19 protein-coding genes and 2 pseudogenes are annotated in these 22,031 nt (G+C 68.6%); 11 read left to right on the forward strand and 10 right to left on the reverse strand.

Features of this window, described 5'->3' with window-relative positions; all coding sequences use genetic code 11:
* Positions 1 to 24 precede the first annotated feature (24 nt).
* The 4 genes from AC067M_RS39665 (at position 25) to AC067M_RS39680 (ending at position 4,814) form a co-directional block, all read left to right on the forward strand.
* Complete coding sequence (locus AC067M_RS39665) at positions 25 to 975, forward strand: LysR family transcriptional regulator (RefSeq protein ID WP_478701868.1); 951 nt, start codon at positions 25 to 27, stop codon at positions 973 to 975.
* Positions 976 to 1,082: 107 nt separating this feature from the next.
* Entirely contained in the window at positions 1,083 to 2,618 is a 1,536-nt protein-coding gene (locus AC067M_RS39670) for an isocitrate lyase/phosphoenolpyruvate mutase family protein (protein ID WP_478701869.1), read from the forward strand.
* 255 nt (positions 2,619 to 2,873) lie between these two features.
* The gene (locus tag AC067M_RS39675) at positions 2,874 to 3,788 is read left to right on the forward strand and encodes an aminoglycoside phosphotransferase family protein (protein ID WP_478701870.1); all 915 of its coding nucleotides are present in this window, start codon (positions 2,874 to 2,876) and stop codon (positions 3,786 to 3,788) included.
* Between the two features lie 375 nt (positions 3,789 to 4,163).
* Complete coding sequence (locus AC067M_RS39680; protein ID WP_478701871.1) at positions 4,164 to 4,814, forward strand: TetR/AcrR family transcriptional regulator; 651 nt, start codon at positions 4,164 to 4,166, stop codon at positions 4,812 to 4,814.
* Positions 4,815 to 5,544: 730 nt separating this feature from the next.
* Here AC067M_RS39680 and AC067M_RS39685 read toward each other — a convergent pair.
* Complete coding sequence (locus AC067M_RS39685) at positions 5,545 to 6,480, reverse strand: LysR family transcriptional regulator (protein WP_478701872.1); 936 nt, start codon at positions 6,478 to 6,480, stop codon at positions 5,545 to 5,547.
* 140 nt (positions 6,481 to 6,620) lie between these two features.
* On the opposite strand from AC067M_RS39685, the gene AC067M_RS39690 reads away from it, so the two are divergent.
* Complete coding sequence (locus AC067M_RS39690; RefSeq protein ID WP_478701873.1) at positions 6,621 to 7,865, forward strand: MFS transporter; 1,245 nt, start codon at positions 6,621 to 6,623, stop codon at positions 7,863 to 7,865.
* A gap of 96 nt (positions 7,866 to 7,961) precedes the next feature.
* The gene (locus AC067M_RS39695; RefSeq protein ID WP_478701874.1) at positions 7,962 to 8,561 is read left to right on the forward strand and encodes a cysteine hydrolase family protein; all 600 of its coding nucleotides are present in this window, start codon (positions 7,962 to 7,964) and stop codon (positions 8,559 to 8,561) included.
* A gap of 613 nt (positions 8,562 to 9,174) precedes the next feature.
* On the opposite strand, the gene AC067M_RS39700 is transcribed toward AC067M_RS39695, so the two are convergent.
* From AC067M_RS39700 to AC067M_RS39710, 3 genes are all read right to left on the reverse strand, one after another.
* A complete protein-coding gene (locus AC067M_RS39700; protein ID WP_478701875.1) occupies positions 9,175 to 10,347 on the reverse strand; it encodes an ROK family transcriptional regulator in 1,173 nt (390 codons plus the stop codon).
* 361 nt (positions 10,348 to 10,708) lie between these two features.
* Positions 10,709 to 11,788 (reverse strand): phosphotransferase, encoded by a 1,080-nt coding sequence (locus AC067M_RS39705; protein ID WP_478701876.1) that lies wholly within the window; start codon positions 11,786 to 11,788, stop codon positions 10,709 to 10,711.
* A 27-nt stretch (positions 11,789 to 11,815) separates the two neighbouring features.
* The gene (locus tag AC067M_RS39710) at positions 11,816 to 13,165 is read right to left on the reverse strand and encodes an aspartate aminotransferase family protein (protein ID WP_478701877.1); all 1,350 of its coding nucleotides are present in this window, start codon (positions 13,163 to 13,165) and stop codon (positions 11,816 to 11,818) included.
* A gap of 18 nt (positions 13,166 to 13,183) precedes the next feature.
* Between AC067M_RS39710 and AC067M_RS39715 the strand changes: the two genes are divergently transcribed.
* On the forward strand, positions 13,184 to 14,071 hold the full coding sequence (locus tag AC067M_RS39715) for a MarR family winged helix-turn-helix transcriptional regulator (protein WP_478701878.1): 888 nt from the start codon (positions 13,184 to 13,186) through the stop codon (positions 14,069 to 14,071).
* Positions 14,072 to 14,216: 145 nt separating this feature from the next.
* Here AC067M_RS39715 and AC067M_RS39720 read toward each other — a convergent pair.
* From AC067M_RS39720 to AC067M_RS39730, 3 genes and pseudogenes are all read right to left on the reverse strand, one after another.
* A pseudogene (locus AC067M_RS39720) lies at positions 14,217 to 14,789 on the reverse strand (oxidoreductase); the annotation flags it as partial.
* 83 nt (positions 14,790 to 14,872) lie between these two features.
* Positions 14,873 to 16,134: pseudogene (gene istA, locus AC067M_RS39725) on the reverse strand (IS21 family transposase).
* A gap of 85 nt (positions 16,135 to 16,219) precedes the next feature.
* Complete coding sequence (locus AC067M_RS39730) at positions 16,220 to 17,143, reverse strand: oxidoreductase (RefSeq protein ID WP_478701879.1); 924 nt, start codon at positions 17,141 to 17,143, stop codon at positions 16,220 to 16,222.
* Positions 17,144 to 17,222: 79 nt separating this feature from the next.
* On the opposite strand from AC067M_RS39730, the gene AC067M_RS39735 reads away from it, so the two are divergent.
* Complete coding sequence (locus AC067M_RS39735) at positions 17,223 to 17,816, forward strand: TetR/AcrR family transcriptional regulator (protein ID WP_466252695.1); 594 nt, start codon at positions 17,223 to 17,225, stop codon at positions 17,814 to 17,816.
* Between the two features lie 56 nt (positions 17,817 to 17,872).
* Here the strand turns inward: AC067M_RS39735 and AC067M_RS39740 are convergent, their stop codons facing one another.
* Positions 17,873 to 18,064 (reverse strand): hypothetical protein, encoded by a 192-nt coding sequence (locus tag AC067M_RS39740; protein ID WP_478701880.1) that lies wholly within the window; start codon positions 18,062 to 18,064, stop codon positions 17,873 to 17,875.
* 335 nt (positions 18,065 to 18,399) lie between these two features.
* Here AC067M_RS39740 and AC067M_RS39745 point away from each other — a divergent pair, with 335 nt between their 5' ends.
* Both AC067M_RS39745 and AC067M_RS39750 read left to right on the forward strand, forming a co-directional pair.
* Entirely contained in the window at positions 18,400 to 19,062 is a 663-nt protein-coding gene (locus AC067M_RS39745) for a hypothetical protein (protein WP_478701881.1), read from the forward strand.
* A gap of 268 nt (positions 19,063 to 19,330) precedes the next feature.
* Positions 19,331 to 19,885, forward strand: a complete 555-nt coding sequence (locus tag AC067M_RS39750; protein WP_478701882.1) for a YrhB domain-containing protein — start codon at positions 19,331 to 19,333, stop codon at positions 19,883 to 19,885.
* Between the two features lie 10 nt (positions 19,886 to 19,895).
* Here the strand turns inward: AC067M_RS39750 and AC067M_RS39755 are convergent, their stop codons facing one another.
* Positions 19,896 to 20,465 carry a DUF3885 domain-containing protein gene (locus tag AC067M_RS39755; protein WP_478701883.1) on the reverse strand — a complete coding sequence of 190 codons (570 nt, stop codon included), beginning with the start codon at positions 20,463 to 20,465 and terminating at the stop codon, positions 19,896 to 19,898.
* A 285-nt stretch (positions 20,466 to 20,750) separates the two neighbouring features.
* On the opposite strand from AC067M_RS39755, the gene AC067M_RS39760 reads away from it, so the two are divergent.
* On the forward strand, positions 20,751 to 21,212 hold the full coding sequence (locus AC067M_RS39760) for a hypothetical protein (RefSeq protein ID WP_478701884.1): 462 nt from the start codon (positions 20,751 to 20,753) through the stop codon (positions 21,210 to 21,212).
* A 161-nt stretch (positions 21,213 to 21,373) separates the two neighbouring features.
* Here the strand turns inward: AC067M_RS39760 and AC067M_RS39765 are convergent, their stop codons facing one another.
* Positions 21,374 to 21,901, reverse strand: coding sequence for a hypothetical protein (locus AC067M_RS39765; protein WP_478701885.1), 528 nt, complete (start codon positions 21,899 to 21,901; stop codon positions 21,374 to 21,376).
* Positions 21,902 to 22,031 lie beyond the last annotated feature (130 nt).

Raw genomic sequence — 22,031 nt, forward strand, 5'->3', positions numbered from 1 at the left:
TGGTTGTCGCCTATGGTGAGGGCCATGGATTTCGACGTGGCGCAGGTACGTGCCTTCGTACGCGCCGCCGAGGAACTGCACTTCGGGCGGGCGGCCGGAACACTGGCCATCTCCCAGCAGGCGCTGTCCAAGAGAATCGCGCGACTGGAATCCCTGCTCGGCGTCAAGCTGTTCCAGCGCGGCGGCACCGGGGTTCGCCTCACCGAGGCCGGACAACGTTTCCTCCCAGCAGCCCGGCAGACCCTGGCCGCCGCCGACGCCGCGGTCGCCGCGGCTCTCGGGAAGGACCGCCCACTGCGTGTCGACGTCTGGGGACACCTCTACGCGCCGATGCGCACACTGGCCCAGGTCGCGGGACGGGCCGGGGACCTGGTCCTGGGGCACGGGCGCGATCTGCCGTCGGTGACGGACGCACTGCTGCACGGCGACATCGACGCCGCCTTCGGCCGGGTCCACCCCCCGCTGCACGCAGGGCTGGCACACCGCCTCGTCCGCCTCGAACCGGTCGACGCCGTGCTGAGCGCGCACCATCCACGCGCGGCAGAACCGGCGCTACGCCCCGACCAGTTGCGCGGCAGCCTGCTGTGGGCGCCCGGTGCGCTGGACCGGCTCGACTTCCTCCACCAGTTCGCCGACCGATTCGACATCCAGGACAGGGCCGCCGGCGTCAACCTGGGGCTCACCCACTTCCTCGTAGAGCTGGCGGACGATCCGCGACGCTTCTCGCTGCTGCCGGCCGACGTGCCGCTGCCGGACGTCCCCGGGCTGCGCTCGATCCCACTGGTCGACCCCACGCCGCTGTACGCCTGGTCACTGCTCTGGCACGCCGGCAACAGGCACCCCGGACTGGACGCCCTCACCGCCGCCTGCGCCGCGCAGGCGGGCCAAAGCCGATGGCTGGAGTACGACCCGGCACGCGACTGGCTGCCCGAACCGCCCACGAACCGCCTCCCGCCTCGGGACAAGCAGCGTTGACAGCAGGTCGGCGGCCTCGGCGAGCTCGGGCCATGGTGGCATCGCGGCATGATGCCGCGGGGATGGTTCGGGCAGTGCCGAACTGTTCGGGCTCTAGCGTCAGCGGCATGACGCACACGATGCATGAGTTCGACCGCTACGAGGACGTGCGGGCGGCGCTTGCCGACCCGGCGCTCGTTCCGGAGCTCCCGGCTGCGGACGACGGTCCGGCCGGGGCGAGTGTCGCCTGGCTGCGTGCCACCGTGGCTCGGTTCAGTGCCGGTGAGCCGCATCGGCGGAGGCGGGCTGTGGTGGAAGCGGAGCTGGCCCGGCTGGAGCCCGCCTCGCTGTGGCGGGCGGCGGCGGCAGGGCCCGGGCCGGAGGGCCGGGGGAGGGTGGTGCGTACCCTCGCCGACGCCCTGGGGATGCCGGACCCCGGGGCAGTCGCCGAGGCCGTGACCGTGGTGGCGGGGGCCTACTTCGGGGGTGCCGACGCGGCCGCGGACGAGGCGGTGGCCCGGCTGGTGGCGCAACTGGCGCCGGAGCGCGCGGACGAGGCCGCGCTGGAGTCCGTCGCCAACCGCATCGGGTTGCTGGTGCAAGCGTGCGAGGCGACGGCTGCGCTGATGGAGGCCGCGGCGGACGGCGACGTTCCATTGGCCCGGGTGCTCCGGGAGGATCCGCCGGTACGGACCATGCGCCGGGTCGCCGCGAAGGCCACCCGGGTCGCCGGCCGGGAGATCGCCGAGGGCGATGTCGTGCTCCTGGACATCGCGAAAGCCGGTCGCGTGCACCCCGTCCCCCTCACCTTCGGCGCACCGCCACGGGTCTGCCCCGGCCGGGCCCACGCCCTCGCCCTGGCCCACGGCGTGCTTCAGCGCCCACTGACCGACTTCGCCCGTCTGCACCACCAGGCCACACCCCTGTTGCTGCCCAACGCCTGGGACCACGCCTCCGCGGCCCTTCTCGCGGCACAGGGCTTCCAGGCGATCGGCACCACAAGCCTGGGCGTGGCCGCGGCCGCAGGTCTGCAGGACGGGGCAGCCGCGACCGGCGCAGCGACCCTGGCGCTGGCCCGCCGACTCGGACAGGGGTCCTTCCTGTTCACCGTCGACGCCGAAGGGGGCTTCAGCGACGACCCGGAGGAGGTGGCCCGGCTGGCCCGGCAGTTGCACGACGCGGGCGCTGCGGGCATCAACCTCGAAGACGGCCGCCCGGACGGCACACTCACCCCCGTGGAACTGCACGCCGCGAAGATCGCCGCCGTCAAGGCTGCCGTGCCGGAGCTGTTCGTGAACGCGCGCACCGACACCCACTGGCAGGGCAGCCGGGAGGACGAGACCGCTGTCCGCCTCGCGCTCTACGAACAGGCCGGCGCGGACGGGGTGTTCGTGCCAGGACTGTCGGAGCCGGACGAGATCGCCGCCCTGACGTCAACACTCGTCGTCCCGCTGAACATCCTGTACACGCCGACCGGCCCCACCGTCGCCGAGCTGGCCGCGCTGGGCGTGCGCAGGATCAGCCTGGGCTCGCTGCTGTACCGCAGCGCCCTGGCGGCGGCTGTGACCACCGCGACCACCATCCGCGACGGTCGGCCGACGGACCTCGGGACCCTCTCCTACGCCGAGGTACAGGCGCTGGGAGCACCTCAAGTACGCCGGTAGGCCTTTCGCGTGCCGTCTGTCAGAGATCGTGCACCGCCATCCACAGGTCCATGTCGTAGGTCAAAAGTCGGCCGGGACGCTGAGTGGCGGTCTCCGCGGTCAGACAGGCGCGCGGTCAGACAGGCGGCGGTGAGAGCGACGGCGGCGCGGGCGGGTCCGCAAGGTGCTATGCGCGTGACCAGGGGCGCCTGACGACGCAGATGGTCAGGCCGTTCGGGGACTTCTGCGGAGTGGCCCCGACTACGGTTGCTCCGCATGACGCATACCGAGATCGAGGTCACCGCGGAGTTGGTCCGGGACCTGCTCAGCGACCAGCACCCGGACCTGGCCGATCATCCTCTGAGTCTCGGAGCGCGTGGCTGGGACAACCAGCTTTGGCGGCTCGGCGACGACCTCGCCGTCCGGTTGCCCTGGGCGACGCAGTCCGCGGACGCGCTGCTGCGCAAGGAGCACGCCTGGCTGCCCTCCCTCGCCCCGCACCTTCCGTTGCCGGTCCCCGTCCCGCAGCGCCTCGGCGAGCCCTCCGAGCGGTTTCCGCGCCCCTGGATCGTCACCACCTGGGTGCAGGGCGAGCCCGCCGACCGCGCCCCCGCCACGAGCGGTGCGCAGGCGGCCGACGCCCTGGCCGCCTTCCTGACGGCCCTTCACCGGCCCGCTCCCGAGGCGGCGCCCGTCGGCCGTGGCCGCGGGGGGCCGCTGGCCGACCGCGCCGAGCAGTTCGCCGAACACCTCACCTCGGCTACCGAGCTGGGACTGATCGCCGACCCCGAAGCCGTCCGCGCGGTCTGGGAAGACGCCGTCGCCGCGTCGGACTGGGCGGGCCCGGCACTGTGGCTGCACGGCGATCTGCATCCCGCCAATGTCCTCACCGCGGACGGTACCTTCTGCGGCGTGATCGACTTCGGCGATCTCTGCGCGGGCGATCCGGCCTGCGACCTCGCCGCCGCTTGGGTACTCCTGCCGGACGGCGCCGCCGACCACTTCCACGGCGCCTACCAGCCCACCCCGGACACCGCGACCCTTCGCCGCGCCCGCGGCTGGGCGGTGCTGCGAGCCCTCAGCGGCCTCCTCATCGGAGAGGCAGGCGTCCACGGCCGCCCCGGCGGCAAGGCCACCTGGGGCCCACCCGCGCACGCCACACTAAGACGCCTCATCGCAACGGCCCGCTGAACAACCGGGAGGCCGCAACCGCCGGACCCGGCTGATCAGCGCCGCCCACCCGGTCAGCGCCGCCCACCCGGTCAACCGTGCATCCCGACGCTGACGGGGCGTCACCGGGCCCGGCCGCCGGCCGGCCCCGGTCCGGCCGCGGGGTACTCCTCGGTGGATCCCAGCGCATGTCCACCTCGATGGTCAGCTAGTCACCAGATCCGTGTGCGACGGCACCCCCGGGAGTTGCGGCGGGAACTCTGTGCGCATACCGCGTTGTGGACTGTCGAGGACGGTCGCCGTCGTCGCTCCGGACACCGTCAGGTCGGTAAGCCCGGCGCCAGGCCTACTTGTTCGAGCGACTCGCTCGATGGATTAAGTCGGTATGATAGATGCATGGCTCACGTCTCAGCGGCCGAGCGCCGCCCTCAACTGATCAAAGCGGCGATCGACCTCATGGCGAGAGAAGGGGTCGCCGCCGGAAGCACGCGTGCGATCGCCGCGGAGCTCGGCGTGGCCCAGGCCACGGTGCACTACACCTTCGGAACGAAGGAGGACTTGTACCGTGCCGTCATCGAGCACCTCACCCAGGAACTGGTGGAGCAGGTGCGGCAGACCGCGCCGGCTGACGCAGGCTTCGAGGAAACAGTGGGTGTGCTGGCCTCTGCGCTGTGGCGCACGGTGCGTGACCAGTCGAGAAGCTACCAACTGCTCACTGAACTGGGCATGTTCGCGCTCCGCTCACCCCACCTCCGCGAGGCTCTTGAAGCGCACAACCTCGGCGTGGTCAACGTGACAGCGGGGCTTGTCGAGGAAGCGGCTGAGCGCACCGGGCAGCAACTCGCGCAGCCTGCGCAAATGATCGCGCGGTTCTTCCTCGCCGGGTTCGATGGACTCACGCTGCAGCGTCTGGCGCATCCCGATGACGAGGCAGAGTTTTCGTGCCTGCAAGCGTTGGTTTCCTCTACCGTGGCGCTGGCTCGTGGCCGTGTGGAGATGGTGGCGGTACCGCGTGACCTGGCTACGGGAAGCCTGTCGAGCGCTTGACTGCTGTGCGCCGGGACCGCGTGAGACTGGAGCCGGCCGTGGGTGGATGGTTTGGCTCGTTGAGCCCGGCTGGGAGGAAGGGGACCGGCGTGGCGGACTGGGGGAGATCCGCGCCCGGTTGCAGGGGCCGAGCAGATGCCGATCCGGGCGATCGCGCGGCATTTGGATATCTCGAGGGAAAAGGGCCGACGGGTTCTGGCGAGTGGTGCGGCGCCCACGTACCGGCGCGCACCGAGGCGGCCGCACCGGAGATCCCGGTGCTGTAGCGCTTCTCGGACATCTGTGAGAGGGCGATCGCCGAACGGTCCTGCTCGTGGCTGTGCTCCAGGCCGACGTGGGTGGTGGCGAAGTCCTCAGCGATCCTCCTCGGCCCAGCCGTGCGGCCTCGGCCAATTGGTCGGCAACGCCTCGTGGGCGAGTCGGGCGCCGGGCGTCCGCGGTGTCCTGTCACCGGTTCGCCCATGCGCAGCAGCAGGCACGCCCGCGCCGCACAGAACGGGAAGTTGTCCGCCGCCGAAGCGGCTCGGACAGCCCGAATTGCCGTGAGCGACGGAATGGTTCGGGGGCGTCAGCAGCGGTGTGACGCCACCCGGGGCAGGATCAGGCAGTCGGTTCGCCGGTCCAGGCGGGCTGGGGGTCGATCGCGGCGCGGACCAGCCTGCTCGCCCCTGGTGACGCCCGCCGTTGACCGCCCGCACCCCGGCAGGGCTGGCCGCGCGGGCGGGGCCGTTCAGCGAGGAATCACCCAGCCCGGTGCCCAGGTCCCGGCGGCGTCCTGGCCGGCCGTCGTGGCGGCGAGGTGGGCGCGGAGGGTGGCCAGCGCCGGGTGGGGGTTGTCGCGGTGCCAGAGGAGCGAGTGTGGGTAGACGGGCGTCGGGTCGGTCACCGGGATGCGGCGCAGACCGTGGTCGGCGGGCCAGATGAGGCGGGTGTGCTCGCCCATGAAGGTGGCCAGGGCCGGAGTGTCGGAGATGGTGTCGAGGAGCGCGTCGGAGCCGAAGTTGGGGCCCGTCACCTCAATGGTGAGGCCGAACTCGGCGACGAGGTCGTCGTAGTAGGCGCCCCACTCGGTACCGGGGGCGATGCCGGGCATCCAGATCCGGTGCCCGGCGAGCTGAGCGACGGTCACAGACCGGGCGCCCGCCAGCGCGTGGGCGGGGCCGGTGAGGAGCTGGAGCGGCTCGTCGAGCACCCGGACGGAGGCGATTTCCTCGGGAAGGGGTCGGCCGGGCGCGGCGACGGCGCGGAAGGACGCGTCGATCGCACCGGAGAGGATGGCGGTGATGGCCGTCTCGATGTCGAACAACATCATCACGTCGAGGTCGATGTCGGGGTGTGCGCGGTGGAAGCCGCGCATCAGGCTCGACTGCGCGCTGCGCGAGGCGATCACGTCGACGCGCAGCGGACGGCGGCCGGGGCGCACGGACGCGCCCGCACGCTCGGCGACGCGCAGCAGCTCGCGTGCGTGGGGCAGGAATGCCTGCCCGTCGATGGTGAGCTCAGCGCCGCGTGGGGCCCGGGTGAACAACCGCACGCCGAGGGTGCGCTCCAGAGCGGCGATGCGTTTGGAGACGGCCTGCTGGGTGATCGACAGGTCGACTGCGGCTTTCTGGAACTGGCCCGCTTCCGCGACGGCGACGAAGGTACGTACTGCTTCGAGATCCACGCCGACCCACCTTAGTGAACAACTGACAGTTGTGGATTGATGGCAGGTCGGTTGTTTGACCTGCTGTTGTCCTGCCCGCTTATCTCTCATCGGGCAACGTCAGTTTGTTCGGGTGGGACCTCAAGGGGAGTGCGCTGAGCATGGTGGGCAGGAGACGGTTGGGCCGGCAGTTCGGCTGGCTGTGGGCGTCGTATGCGGTGAGCGCATATGGGTCCGGGCTGGGGTTCGGGGCGTTGCCGCTGATCGCCGTGCTGGTGCTGCATGCCGGACCCGCTGAGGTGTCCGCGCTGTCCGCGGTGGGGCCCGCGGTGGGTGCGCTGATCGCGGTGCCGCTCGCGCCGTGGGTGGAGTTCCGGCGCAAGCGCCCGGTCATGATCATGATGGACCTGGCCCGGTTCGCGGCCATGGCGACGATCCCCGTCGCCTACACCTTCGGATGGCTCAGTTTCGTACAACTGGTCGTGGTCTCGACTGTGGTTGCCGCAGCCAAGATCGCCTTCAACGCGGCCAGCGGCGCCTACCTCAAGGCCCTCGTGCGGCCGGACGACCTTCTCGTCGCCAACGCGCGGTTCGAGTCCACGAACTGGAGCTCCATCGCGGTGGGGCCACCGTTGGGCGGGGCGGCGATCGGCCTGGTCGGGCCGGTCACCACCGTGGTGGCCGACGCGCTCAGCTACCTGCTCTCCGCACTGGGCATCACCGCGATCCGCGACCAGGAGGAAGCGCCGCGAACAACCGACAAGAGCCCGGTCCGGGCAGGCGCACTGCTCGACGGCTGGCGACACATCATGGGCCACCCCGGTCTTCGGCCGCTCTACCTCAACCAAATGCTCGTCGCCGGCCTGATCATGGCCACCGAGCCGCTGCTGGCCGTGCTCCTGCTTCGCCAGCTCGGGTTCCCACCCTGGCAGTACGGCCTCGCCTTCGCCGCCCCCTGCCTCGGCGGACTCATCGGCTCGCGACTGGCCCGCCATGTCGTAGCCCGCTTCGGCCGGCACTGGGTCTTCCGGACCGTCGGCACCCTGCGCGCAATCTGGCTGATCGGCCTGGCCTTTGTCCGTCCCGGCGTCGTCGGCCTCGTCACCGTGATGGCCATCGAGCTGGCGATCATCATCAACATGAGCCTGTACAGCCCGGTACTCGCCACCTACCGGCTCGAACACACCCCCAAGCATCTTGTCGCCCGCACCCTGACGGCCTGGTCGATCGGCCAGCAGGCGTCCATCGCCATCCTCACCGCACTCGCCGGGCTGCTCGCCGACATCACCAGCCCACACACCGCTCTCACGGTCGCTGGACTGCTCATCCTGACCACCCCGCTCCTGCTTCCCCGACAGGACCAGACGTCGCAGCACGAGCCGGAACTGTCCCGCAGCCACTCATGAGACACCGCAACTCACCACCGAAGCCCGCAGCCTCACCCGGTCCACCGGTGCGCGTCCGCGTCGACCAGGCACACCACCAGCAAGGAGAACACTCGCGTGAGCACTGCCCCCGCACTCGACCCCACGCACACCGCTCTTCTCGTCATGGACTACCAACCCGCGATCCTGGCCTTTGTGCCTGAAGGCGAGGACCGAAACGCCCTGCTCGGTCGCGTGGCAGGGGCCATCGCCGACGTTCGCGCAAACGGCGGCACCATTGCCTACGTACGCGTCGGTTTCACCGAGGCCGACTGGGACGCGATCCCGGCCTCCGACAAGTCCTTCGCCCCGCTGGCCCAACACCGCGTCATGCACCACGAGGACCCTGCCACCGCCGTCCACGAGCGCCTGGCTCCCCAGGACGGCGACATCACCGTACGCAAGATCCGCTACGGCGGCATGTCCACCACCGACCTCGACCAGCAGCTGCGCGAGCGCGGCATCACCACTCTGGTCGTCTCCGGCATCAGTACCAGCGGCGTCGTCCTGTCCACCGTCATCGACGCGGCCGACCTCGACTACCAGCTCTACGTCCTGTCCGACGGCGTCGCCGACCCAGACACCGAAGTCCACAATGCTCTGCTCCACAAAGTCTTCCCCTCACGGGCCCACATCATCGACACCGCCGAGCTGCGTACCCTGCTCCGGGCTGACTGACTCGAACCACGAGCCGATGCCACGCACGGCCGCCGCACCCCCGGTGCGGCGGCCGCCCACACCCCAGTGCCGGCCCAGCAGCAGCCTGTGGCTCTCGCCGGCCGCCTACCGCACCCGCCGCCACGCCCTCCGCCGGTGTTACGGCTCCCGGCACCCTGTGAACCCGGTGACCAGTACAAACGTCGCCGCCGGGAGAGTCCCGGCGGCGATGGCCACCGGGTTCACACCTCTTCGGCCGCGTCCAGGTCGCGCAGCGGGCGCATCCCGCCGGGCAGTTCGGGGAGCTGGAAGGAGTACCGGCCGAGCATGTTGCAGCGCCGCCGGCGCGACGAAGATCCGCCGTCTGCAGAGGCGATCGGACAGTACCCCGGCGACGGAGGCGGCCAGGATTCCGGCCACCAGATAGAGCGCGGTGCAGGGCCAGGAGGCTGCCGGCCGGACACCGCGGCGATCAGCTCTTCCCGTCGGCCCTTTGCTGCCATACGCGACATCTGGCCCGCTTTATGCTTCAAGACTGCCCATCACGGCCCGGGTGTTGCTCTGGCCTCAGTTCGCCCGTCGCTGATGAGGCGCCTGTTCCACTCGTCGCGACGGCTCATGCTCGCAGTCCGGATCAGAAGGCTGGCGAAGGTTGCTCCTGCCGCGTTCCCTGACTGCGTGCCTTGAGCAGCGCGTCCCGTAGGCGGTTGTGGGTCATGGCCAGGCACGCGTGCACCGCGCCGCGTGCTACTGAGAGTCCCAGAATCTGGGAGACGGTCGTGATCCGGGGGATGGCCGGCAAGTTCTGCGCGAGTCGCTTGCGTACCTCAGGGAGTACCTCATCCACCAAGGGGTGCAACCGGCCGACGAAGTAGACGGACTCGGGATCGAGCGTCACGGCGACGATGCTCACGGCGGTCGTGACCGCCGTCGTGAACGCCTTGAGTATCTCGGCACGGGCTCGATGGTCCTGACGTGCCAGCCACAGGTCCTCGACGCGTTCGAGGTCCAGTCCGTGTTCCCGAGCGAACTTCACAAGCCCTGCGGTGCTCAGCAGCCCGTTCAGGGTGCGGTCGTCGATGCCGGAGGAGAGGGAACCGATGTCGCCGAACGAAGGAGTACGTCCCCGAGCCAGTTCCCGGCCCGTGCAGGTGGCGAAATTCAGGGTGCTGCTGACGCTGAGCAGGGCAGCGTCATGGATGCTCGCGTCGTCCGTGAGCACCTGGAGCAAGGACGCGTTCGCGTCACTGTCGAAGGACACTGGAGCACCGACGAGCTTTTCGACGGTTCGGTGGAGGTCTCTGCCGGAGAAGACTTTCATCGGATCGGCAGGCCGAAAGACCTCGGCGCCGTCGCGGACATGGGCGGGCAGTGCCGCGACGACCTGGCGCAGTGGCCCTCGTGCGGATGCGCTGGTCTGCGCGATCAGGTCGACCAGCCACCGGCCGGCAGCGGGGACGTCGTGGTGCTCGACCGTCGGAACGATCACATGTCCGATCTCACGGCCGCGTAGGTCGGTCACCAGCACGCCAGTGGTCACGGCGCCGAAGCCGACCCCCACGACATGTCCGGCCGTCTCGGGCACATCGAGGTACGTCGACGGACGGCCACGCCCGACGACGGCGTCGACTCCCCCGTCCACGACGAACCCGTCAGAGCGCAGTTCCTCGACGGCCCGCGACACCGTCGCCTTGCTCAACCCCGTGAGCTCGATGAGCTTGTTCCGGGTCAACGGCGCATGGGAGAGAACCACGTCAAGGACACTTGCCTTGTTGTAGTCGCGTGGTGTGGGGTTGATGCTGCTCACCTCATGACCTTAGCGAGACCACACGCAGCCCGAACCAGTGGTCTCTGCCGGACTTGCCGAGTTGGCCGTCCTGTGCCGGCCTGGATCAGGTTCGGAGATGATGGCGATCTCGTACTTGCTCTTCAGGGCCCGCAAGCGTCCGGGACCTCCCGGAAGGGGCCGAAGGTGGGCACAGCCTCGACGAAGGCGTCGCCGTCGGACGTGCGGTAGGCCTCCAGGGCGGCCTGGAGCGCACGACCCGGAAGTCGTCGAGGAACTCGTCGACATCCAGGTTGTGCAGATCCAGCCGACCCTCGATGACCGGAGGCCAGGCCAGGCCGGCCGTGTCGGAAGCGGACGAGTGTCGCCTCAGTGGCGCCGCTCAAGGCGTGTCATGGCGGGTGCTCAGCAAGCGGGCCACGACCTCCTCCATGGCGACGGCCATGGCCCGCTCCACGTTGACCCAGTCGTCTCTGGCGTGCTCGAGCAGGTAGTCGCGACGCTCCGGCACTCGTTCCGCACGCCAATGGGTGACCAGCGCGCGAAGTGTCAGGCGTGCCAGCGCGGCAACAGGCAGGAGCGGGAGTTCGGTGTCCTTGATCGGCCGGGCCCGCTCGTATCCCGCGACGAAGCTGCATGCCTCACGCCAGGGATCCGACGGTGTCCGGCCGAGAAGGTTCGCGAGAGACACAGCAGGATCGAAGATCAAAGCACTGCGCATGCTGTCACCGAAGTCGATTACTCCTGTGACGAAGCTGTCTGTCCGCGGATCCACCAGGACGTTGTAGGGGCTGTAGTCACCATGGATCACTTGGGTCTCGAGATCACCCAGCCTCGGAACAATGGCCTCGTGGAAAAGGCGGAACACTTCTTGTGCCAGCCGACGGTGCACGGCGCTGGGCGTGTACTCGATGAGCTCCCGCAGCTGGTCGAAGTGGCGAAGGTCCCACACAAGGCGCCGCTCGTCCGCTGGATGCCTGAATGACCGCAGCGCCAGATCCACTCGCCCGAGCATCTGCCCGACCTGGGCAAGCTGGTGGGGATCGGGGTTCGTCCGCGCCAGGACGGCACCTTCGACGAAGTCGAAGACGCGCAGGACTCGAACCCCGCCGTCTTTCGTCTCGATCGGTACGTTGTCGCTGCCTTCGGTGGTCTCCTTGACCCGCTGGACGGGGAGATGAGGAGCTTCGGTTTCGAGGTGGCGCATCACAGCCGTTTGCAGAGCTACGACATCTACCGCCTCGTCAGGCGGGGAAACCTTGACGAGATGGTCGGCCGTGCCGGTCCGCAGTCGGAACGTGTCGTCCTTCTCGGTTGCCAGCCGCTCGAGATGTCCGCTCAGCTGGTAGTGCCGGGCGAGGAGGGCGTCCACCACGTTCGTTTCGATGGGCTCGTGGGACGATGCCAGGCCGCTCTCCTCGAACAACTGCTGGGCGATACGTGCGGGGGGCGAGGTGTTCACCGTTCGGTCCCTTCGGCTTTCGGCCTGCTACAGGCGCATCTCGGCGATCTCGGCGAAGGTCTCGAGGAATCGCGTCACGTCGGCCGAGTCGAAGGCCAGTGGCGGTCGGATCTTGAGTACGTTGACGGCTTCCCCGGTGCCGCTGATGAGGATGCGACGCTCGCGCATGTCGTTGATGATGTGGTCGGCGCGGACACGATCGGGCTCCAGCGACTCCCGGTCCTTCACGAGTTCGACGCCCACGTACAGACCACTGCCGCGGACCTCCGCGATGTAGGGAGACTCGCGAGTGATCTCCTCAAGGCCGGCTTTGAGCGCCCTGCCGTTGTCGAGAACTCGCTGCGGCACGTTCTCCGCTTCGAAGACGTCCAGAACCGCGGCACCGGCGGCAACCGCGATCGAACTGCCGGCAAAGGTGTTGAAGTAACGGACATTCTGTCCGAACTCGTCGCACACCTCGGGCCTGAACACCACGCCGGACATCGGCATGCCGTTGCCCATGGGCTTGCCCATCGTGACGATGTCCGGAAGCACTCCATGGCGGCTGAACCCCCACATCGACTCTCCGAGCCGGGCGAATCCCGACTGGACCTCGTCGGCGATGTACACGCCGCCCGCGGCGTGCACCTCCTCGACCATGTCACGCAGGTAACCGACAGGATCGGTGAAGAGGCCGTCGCTTGAGTGCGCGCAGTCGGTGATCAGCGCCGCGAGCCTGTAGCCGTGGCGCTCGAGGTCGTTGATCGCGCCTCGCACCTGGTTTCGCATGTAGTCGGGAAGCGATGAACCCGGCGGGACGAGTCGCGGATCAGGAGCATCGATGAGCCGCACATTCGGCCCGAGCGGTGAGCCCGCGCCGAGCGTCGGCGAGAAGCTCGCAACCTCGCGAGTGAGACCGTGGTAAGCCCAGCGAGTCACTACGATTCCCTCGCCGCCCGTGTGGAAGCGAGCCACGCGCATGGCCAGGTCGTTCGCCTCCGACCCGCTGCACGCGAAGCTGACCTTCGAGAGCGCCTCGGGCATCGTCGCGAGAAGGCGCTCGGCGTAGTCGACGAGTGATTCCTGCACATAGCGCGTGTTGGTGTTGACCGCCGCCATCTGGCGGGACACGGCCTCGACAACGTGTGGATGTGCGTGACCGACGCACGGCACGTTGTTGTAGGCGTCAAGGTAGTCGTTGCCATCCCGGTCGAACAGGTGAGCGCCTCGGCCGGAGACGAATTCGACCGGCTCCCGGTAGTTCAGCGCGTAACCAGGGCCCAGCACGTTGTTTCGCCGCTTGACGGTGGACTGCAACCGCTCAGGCAGTTCACCGACCGCTGCGGGGTCGAACCTGTTGGGGTAGTTGACCAGTGCTCGACTCAGCGTGGAAGTCATCAGCAGGTCCCCTCCTTCGTGGCTTGCATCTCGTCTCGGCTGCTTCAGCGGCAGCATACCAGCTTTTGTTTCAGTTCCAGCCTGAAACTTATTCTTTCGTGCGCGGGTGCGGCATGGCCCAGGCCTTCGACCAGTACGCGCTCGAGCGGTACGAGCGACTGCCGTCGGGAGCCAGCGACTTCCTGCGGGTCGACCTGTTCCGCCCGACCTCTGCGAGTCGTTGTCCCATCGCGCCGACCTGGGCCGGTTCTTCCTCAACCGGCTCCTGTTCCTGACCGAGCAGGGCGAGATCAGCGGCCTCTCTCACGTCCGCTTGGTCGGACACGTGAGGCGGACTGGGCCGGACGCGGGCCCTGGGCCCGACACCACCCCCGACCAGCCGCTGCACGGCCTCAGCGACACCTTCGCGCTTCGGCCCGAGGCCGTGCCCGACGAGCCCGAGGACAGCCATCGAGCGGGCCACGACCATGCAGTTCGAGCGGAACGCCAACCGCGTCCGGCGCCAGGCCCAACTCGTCCTCGACTCCGAGCACGCCCGGCGGGCCACCGGGGTGGTCCAGGTGCCCTACGGACTCTGCACCGAACCGACCGACGACGCAGCCGGCGGACACGGCTGCCCTGTCCCAGGCACTGACCGCCCTGAGCGAGCGTGGCGGGGTCTCGCCCGCCTCGATGAGCCAGACGGTGAACCGCCTGACCTCGGCCGGTTACGCCGTGCGCTCCCGCGACCCAGACGATCGCCGCAAGGTGCTCTTCAGCGCCACCGAGGAGGGCGACCGGCTCGGCTACACCACGCAGGCGCAGCGCAGCGCCTGGCTCGATGAGCAATTGGATGCCCTCGACGCTGAAGACCGTGCAGTGATCGCCCGGGCCGCAGCGCTGTTCGCTGCCATCGCCGACTCCTGAGCGCCAGTCCCAGCAGCGCCGATCCACCGGTCTTGACAATTGCTCGCTCAAAAGGGGCTGGCATGACCGGCGGTGAGCGTACTGGCCTCGGTCGGCAACAGTCCATGCCGGAGATCGTCTGGCAGGCCGCCACCCGAACTGCGGCTCAGTTCGTGGGCACTCGGTTGGGGAATTTCACGTCGGTGAGTTCCTCGGAGATCGCCCACAGGCGCTGTTGGTCGGCCACGTCGTAGGAAGCCGCGTTGGAGGTGACCACCTGGGGATGTCCCTTGTACTGGCCCATCCCGTCGGGGCCGTAGTACTGGCCCCCGAGGGCGCCGGGGTCGGTGGCGGCCCGCAGCGTCGGGAGCGCGGCCATGGTCGGTGGCTGGGTTATGACGGGCGAGATCAGAGTGAAGGCCAGGCGTGTGCCGGCGGAGGCGTGGTTGGTGGGTCCATCGGTACTGGCCACGCCGGGGTGGGCGGCGAGGGAGATGGTGGTGCCGTGCGGTGCGAGGCGGCGTTGCAGCTCGTAGGCGAACAGCAGGTTGGCGAGCTTGGACTGGCCGTATGCCGCGTTCCGGTTGTAGGAACATTCCGACTGCAGGTCGTCGAAGTTGATGCTGCTGGCCATTTTGCTGCTGATGGTTACCACCCGGGAGCCCGGCACGGGCAGCAGCATGTCGAGGAGCAGCCCGGTGAGGGCGAAGTGGCCGAGGTGGTTCGTGCCGAACTGCAGCGCGCCGATGGTCGGGGTCTTCAGGGCCCGGGTCAGGTAGGCGATCATGGACGGAAGGCCGTCCTTGGTCGGCGCGGTGGTGGTCACTCACTGCTCGCTTTCGTTGTGCTCGCGGGGTCGAAGTCGACGCCGAACAGGGCGTCGTAGTCGGGCAGGGCCCGGAGGGCGACGCCATGGCCGTCGCTGTGCTGGCGGGTTGCCGCCTGGCGTCTTTGCCGGTCCAGCGCCAGGGCTTGGCGCATCCGGGCCGCGGTAGCCGCGTGGACGGGGTCGGTGACCACGGCCTGCTTGGCCCAGGACCGCTGGTGGTGGGCGACGACCTGGCCGTCGCAGATGGCCGTGACCGTGTCCGGCATCGCGGTCACGTCGACGAACCGGCCGATGACCTGCGGGTCCACCGAGTAGTCGACGGTGTCGACGCGGACGTGGTAGTCCCGGCCAAGCCGGACCCGCTGTGTCAGCCCGATCGGAGGCGCGAAGGGCGGCAGCGCGATCATCGCCTGGCGGTCGGTCTCCAGCAGGTCGACCGGGCGGCCCTGGATGGAGCGGACGGTGCGGGCGTTGGCCCGCTCCAGCCACTCGGCCAACTGCTGGTTGAAGTCGGTTGGCGAGGCGAACTGCCGGCCCGGCAGGAACGAGGTTTCCAGGAACTGGTTGTTCCGCTCGACCATGCCCTTGCATTCCGGGTCGCGTGGCGGCGCGAGCTTGATCTTTGTGGCCAGCGTCCCGGCGAACGCGGCGGCCAGCGCGGTCACCTTCCCGCTACCGCCGATGGCCGCCTCGCGGTCCCAGACCAGCGTGTGCGTCACCCGGCCGATGCCGCTGATCAGCGACCACATGCCCGCCAGGATGTCGCCGCCCTGTTGCGTCGGGATCATCTCCGCGGTCAGGACCGGGAGAAGCCGAGCGTCATGACCAGGACTGGCAGGACCCGCTGCTGGCCGGGTGCGACCTGGACCCTCGTCTCTGGGAACCACAGGTCGCACTGGGTGATCTGGCCGTGTTCGTAGGCCACCCGGTCGACCGGGTCGATGCCGACGTACTCCGGCCGGATCTCGGCCAGTTTCTTCGTCAGCGGAGACATCGAGTACGGCCACTTGATCCGCTCGGCGATCACCGGCGCCGGCATCGTCGGCCATTCGTTCAACAAGCCTCGGATCTGCGGCTCGAAGGCGTCCGCTACCCGTCCGCGCGGGGCCCGTTCGTACTTCGGCGGCCGGTCCGAGTTCAACGCGGCCCGCACCGTGTTCCGGGCCACCCCCAGCCGCCGTGAGATCTCCTTGATGGGCACGCCCTCTGCTCGATGCAGCCGACGTATCTCCGCCCAGTCCTCCACCTTCAGCACCCTCTTGTATCGAGCAGCCTCCGTGACACCGAGTGCGGCCACCTGCCCCGTCGCAGGTCGCCGACCCGATGGGGCGGCCACGGCTTCAGGATTGAACTGCCGCAGTCGGCTCCGGGAAGGTGACGCCGGTCAGCTCTTCGGAGGCGGTCCACAGACGGCGGGCGGTGGCCGGGTCGCTGGCCGCTGCCGAACGGCCGGCCAGGGAGGGGGTGCCGCGTATCTCGAACATGCCGTCGGGGCCGACGAAACTCCCGCCGGGAAGGTCCTGGACGGCCGCGTACAAGGAGTTGAGTGCGCCGGCCTCGCCGTCCTGGGCGATCAGCTTGTTGCCGAGACGGAGGAAGAGGCGTCGCAGGAGGTTGGCGTCGTTGCCCTGGAGGTTGGTGGCGGCCCAGCCCGGGTGGGCGGCCAAGGCGCGGACGGGCGAGCCGGCGGCGCTGAGTCGTCGCTGCAGTTCCAGGGTGAACAGCAGGACCGCCAGCTTGGACTGGCTGTAGGCGGTCATCGGGTCGTACTCGCCGGTCAGGTCGAGGTTGTCGAAGTGGATGTGGGGACTGCCCGGGGACTTGTGCGCCATCGACGACAGGGACACCACGCGGTCGGTGATGTGCGGCAGCAACAGGTTGGTCAGGGCGAAGTGCCCCAGGTAGTTGGTGCCGAACTGCGTCTCGAAGCCATCCTTGGTGCGGCCCTCGGGGACGTTCATGACGCCGGCGTTGTTGATGAGCAGGTCCAGGTCACCGTGCCAGTCGGCGGCGAACTCGCGCACGGAGGCAAGGTCGGCCAGGTCGAGCCGACGGACCTCCACGCTGCCGTTCACCGTCGCGGCTGCGGCTTCACCGCGCTTGGTGTCCCGTACGGCGAGGACGACGTGGGCGCCCGCGGCGGCCAGTGCCGTGGTGGTGGCGAGTCCGAGGCCGCTGTTGGCGCCGGTCACGACGGCGGTGCGGCCGGTCTGGTCGGGGATGTCGGTGGTGTTCCAGGGCTGGGTGTGCGTGTTCTTTGCCATGGCCCCAATGTATGCACCGATCACAATGTAGGCAACATTAACAATGTAAGCGTCACCTACACTCGGCTAAGCTGAGGGCATGACGGACCGCCCCTACCACCACGGAGACCTCCCCGCCGCGCTGCTCGCGCGGGCCGAGAAGACACTGCGCGAGAGGGGGGCGTCTGCGTTGTCCCTGCGCGAACTGGCCCGCGAGATCGGGGTGAGCCCCGCCGCGCCGAGTCGCCACTTCAAGTCCAAGCAGGCACTGCTGGACGCCCTGGCACTGACCGGGTTCGAGCGGCTCGCCGAGGCCATCGCAGCCTCACAGGAAGGCGCTGGTGAGGCGTTCGCCAACCGGCTGGGTGCTGCGGCCCGCGCCTACGTGGGCTTCGCCGTGGCCAACGCCGCACTGCTCGACCTGATGTTCTCGGTCAAGCACAGCCCGGAGGCGTCGGAGGCACTCGGGGCGACCGCCCACCGGTGGTCCGATCAACTCCTGGAGCTGATCGGCGACGGGCAGCGCCGGGGCGAAGTACGCGAGGGGCCACTCGAACGGATTGCCCTGCCGATCGTCGCGGCGCTGCATGGCTACGCCGGCCTGACGGTGAGCGGCGTGCTACCGCCGGAGGCGGCTGAGCACGGCTTGGACGACATGATCGCGTCCATCCTGCGCGGCAGCGCGCCGCAGTAGAGCCGCGCAGGATGACCAGAGGGGTCAACTTTCAAGAACTGGCTGAGGGTCACTTTTCAGAGACTGGCGACACGGTGGCGCTGCACGACCGTCGTGCCCTCCGGGCCTTCCTCGTGAGGGGGCTGGAGGGTCTGGGCGAGGTCGAGCCCGAGGCGTGCTTCCTCGAGCATGTGGGTGCGCCGCTCGCCGTGCTGGGTGTGCGCGGCGGTGAGAAGGGCGGCAACGGTGTGCTGCACGTCGGCGTGCATGTGGGTCTCCCTTGTGGGATGGAGCAGGGGTCAGGCGACCAGCGAGTGCGTGGCCGTGGGGGAAGTGATGTAGGTGTCCGGGCTGGGCACGTAGCCGCTGTGGCAGGCGTCGCAGCAGACCTGGGTGCGCAGCGGTACTGGCGCAGAGCACTTGTTCCGTGGCTGTCGTATTCCTGTGATGACGCCTGGAACCCCACCCCTTGCTTGGGGGTGGGACAGACCGGCTCGCTGAGATTCCCCACCCACCGGTCGCCGTCACGCACACCCCCTCATGCGGTCCTGACCGGTGCGGCACAATCGCGGTCAACTGGGCAGGCAACGGTGGGGGAGGGAACGTGGGGCGTTTTGGCTGGCGAAGCCGACGTAAGGGCATACCGAACGAGCCGGCACTACTGGCGGCGGCTGCTGAGAATCCCGGTGGCAGCGTCGCCGAGATTGACTCGACGTATATCGACGATCCGAACGGCTACGTACCACCCGAGGCAATCCGCGGCGCGTGGTTGGTGGACAGCAGCGGGAAACTGACAGGTGAGTACCAGCAGAATCCCCGTCACGGGGTGCCGCAGGACGACTTCAGCAAGCTCACTGACCCTGATCACTGGCTTGGCTGGCTCGGCGATGATCCCGCGACCGCCGTCCGGAAGGGCATCGAAGAGTCCTTGCGCGCCCAGGTGACAGACGCAGTGGTCGAGTGGGTCAAGATCCTTGAAACGCCTCGGTTTCTCACGGGTGGGCGTCGACATTCTGAGGACGAACAGGTCATGTTGGTGACCCGCGCGGCACTCGCCGCACCGTTTGCGTTGTCCGTGCGCACCACGCAGCACGGGCGTTCCATCCTCCTGGGGGTGTTCTCGTGGGCGGCGGTGAACCTCTCACCGCCTGGAGTCCGCAAGGATCGGCACTGGTTTGACCTGGGTGTCGAGCTGGACTGGGCCGGTGAACGGCTTCAGGGGCGGATCTACGAGATCGACGGTGCGGACGGCACCGCCGAGCGGTAGAGCGGGAAGGTCACTCCGTACCGGCGGTCAGAGCGGCTAAATGGCGCGTAGGCGCCCTTAGCTGGGGGGGATCCGTCCGAACCCTCAACTAGCGGGCGAATCCGGCCCCTGCGTTAACCGTGCAACCAAGTGGAGAACGCGAGCAGCCCTAAGGAACTTCAGGAATCCTCATCACCTGAGTAAGAAGGTCCGTCAGGCCCCTCGTAGGTGGCGCTGGGCCGTGCGAATTCGCTGGTCGGTAGAGGGGCCGGTACGGGATGCTGCACGCGTGATCGAGCGAGAAGCCGCCGTTCGGGCTGTCGAAGAGCAGCTGGAGCGCGAATATCAGCAGTGGCGGGCTGTGAGCGCGGAGGCGGTGCGGATGGCTGTGGTCCGCGTCAAGGAGCACGAGCTGGTGTGGATCGTCTCCTGGCAGTCCGAGGACTTCGTACGCACCCGGAACTCGAAGTACGCGCTGGTTGGCAATGGGCCGTATCTGGTCGACCGCGTCGACGGGGGACTGCACCAGATCGGCGTCGTCTCCGCGGTAACCGGGGAGTGGGAGGCTGACTACCGGGCTCGGATACGCGGGCTGCCGGTGCGCACTGCAGTGGACGATCTACACGATGCGCTCCGCGGAGTCGCCGCTATGCGCGGACGGATGCATGCTGTGCGGATACTGCGCCAAAGGCTGCCTGTGCTCTCGCCCGCGGAGGCCCTCGAGTACGTGGGCGCATTGCTGGAGGGTGATGCACCCGCCCACCTGGTGGCCGTCGCCACCAAGGAACTGGTGGAGCCCCTCAACCCGGTGCTTGCGGTGAAGACCATTCGGGCGGAGCGGTGATCCGAGCCGGTCAGAGCCCCGAGGGGCGACTGGAAAGCCAGTCAGGGTGCCGATCGCGCATCCGGTCCCGTTCTTCGGGCGTGGCGAGGAAGACATCGGCACCACCGTCGTAGGGGTGGTGGATGCGCTGCATACGGGTGTCGGTGATGAGGACTCCCGCCACCTTGTCGTCGGCGATATCTCGGAGCAAGTCGTCGATGCAGCCGCGCTGCCAAGGCCGGCGGACGGCAAAGAGATGGCAGTACGTGCGAAACTCAGGGTCAGGATCGTCCTCCACCAGCAGGCTTTGCCAATACCCCGTTCCGGGTTCCACTGACGGAACATCGGCCTCGGTTGTCCAAAGCGGAGTGATCACATACACGTCCGCACCAGCGAACAACTCCTCAAGGACGGTGTTGTACCGCTCCAGGACGACGGTGTACTCGCTCTCGTCGTCCGCATACCGCTTCGATTCCGGCAGGCTGTGAAAACGTACCCAGACGTCCCGATATGGGTCGCGAAGCTTGTACCCGACCGGAGGGCAACTGGGCCAACGCTGCTGCCATAGCTCCGTCAGATCTGTCTGCCCGTCTCCAGACACCCGCCGCACTCGTCCTCTCGTATGTGAACCTACCGACGACCATCATGTCGGGCTCACCCACTAGAGACCTTGCCGCACCGGCCCCGGCCCTGTGGACGCCGCCGGGTACCACCGTCATCCAGCGCCTGTCGGCGTCCTCGTCGAAGTGCCCAACCGGGTACGGATGAACGTGCTCAGGCGCCAAGCCGTGGGCATTCCGTGCGGGAGGTCTCGGAAGGGCTCGTGGTGCGATCCCGAGACAGGGATGATCACCTCATGATGCGAGGTGCCTTCGATGACGTCCCCGTGACCGCACTCTTCCCTCTCCTGGAGGCTGCGGATGTGGACTCCTTGAATCAGGCGGCTGGCACGGTCGACACGGCTCGTGCAGGTAGAGACACGGCGGATTGGGAGTGGGCCCTGGAACACGCGGGCTTCCCAGGCACTCAGCTGGGGACACCGGTCGTCCTTGGGCTGGATGTCATCGAGCACGCCGAGAGAGGCGACCAGCTGGAGTTTTTGCTCCAGGTGGTGTGGACCGACCTAGGCCGGCTCGCTGTCGACACGGCGGTGAACGTAGCCTGCTGGTGCGAGACCGATCACGCCACCCATGACATCGACGCCCTGAGGCTCGTGGTTGGCGAGGAGCCCTCGTTGCCCGAGGCATTCCGTGCCGGCGCTGAACGTCTGACCGGCTGGCTGGCCGATCCTCACGACGCCGACCACTGGCGTGCCAAAGCGGGACTGCCTCCCCGGTGGGTCCCCTGAGGGTGGGGCGCCGGGTACGTTCGTCTGCACCGCCACTGGGTACGTTCACTTGGGCCTCATTCGTCGGCTTTGCACGTTCGTCGACGAATGCGCCGAGGCGCTATGACCGCCCCCATCTCGTGGTGGCCTCTCTGGACCATGGCCTCCACCCGGGGGAGCGGTCAGATCTGTGTGCGGGACGCTATGTAGTCGAGCCAGTCACGTCTGGCATACCCGGTCCAGCGGGTGGCGTTGCTGATGCTGGTGCCGGTGAAGTCGGCGAGGACGGACGCTGGCAGGTCTGTGGCCAGCGCGAGACGAGCGTTGTTGCGACCGGCGCGAGGTGCGATGCCGTGTCGGCGGAGCTTCAAATTGAGGTAGGTGGCTCCGAGAGGGCGGGCGGGCTCCTGGCCAAGGAACAGCCACGGTGTTGTGCTGGCTGTCTGATCGAGCTGCCAGCGTGCCTGGCACTGGTCGCGTTGCGCACGGACCAACCGGGCGACTTCGGGCGGCAACGGAAGACGATGGCCTGCGAGGTTGAGCGCCACCATCTCGTTGTCGTCTATGACGTCGCGCACGGTGAGTTCGAGCAGCTTGGTGTGCTGCAGCCCGAAGAGGAGCGTCAGGGCTCCAGCCGTACGAACATCGAGAGGCAGAGAATCGTCGCCTAGACACCGGCGCAGCTGCTCGGCCTGCTCCTCGTCCGTCATGAAGACGCTGGGGGCGGCGATGCGTGCCCGGGGAACTACGAGCTCGCCGACAAGGCCCCGACCTCGCGCCCAGGAGACGCGGCACGCACCTCACGACGTTCTACCGCCCCTTCCTCCAGCCACATCTCGA

Source organism: Streptomyces sp. NPDC043427, assembly GCF_056436655.1.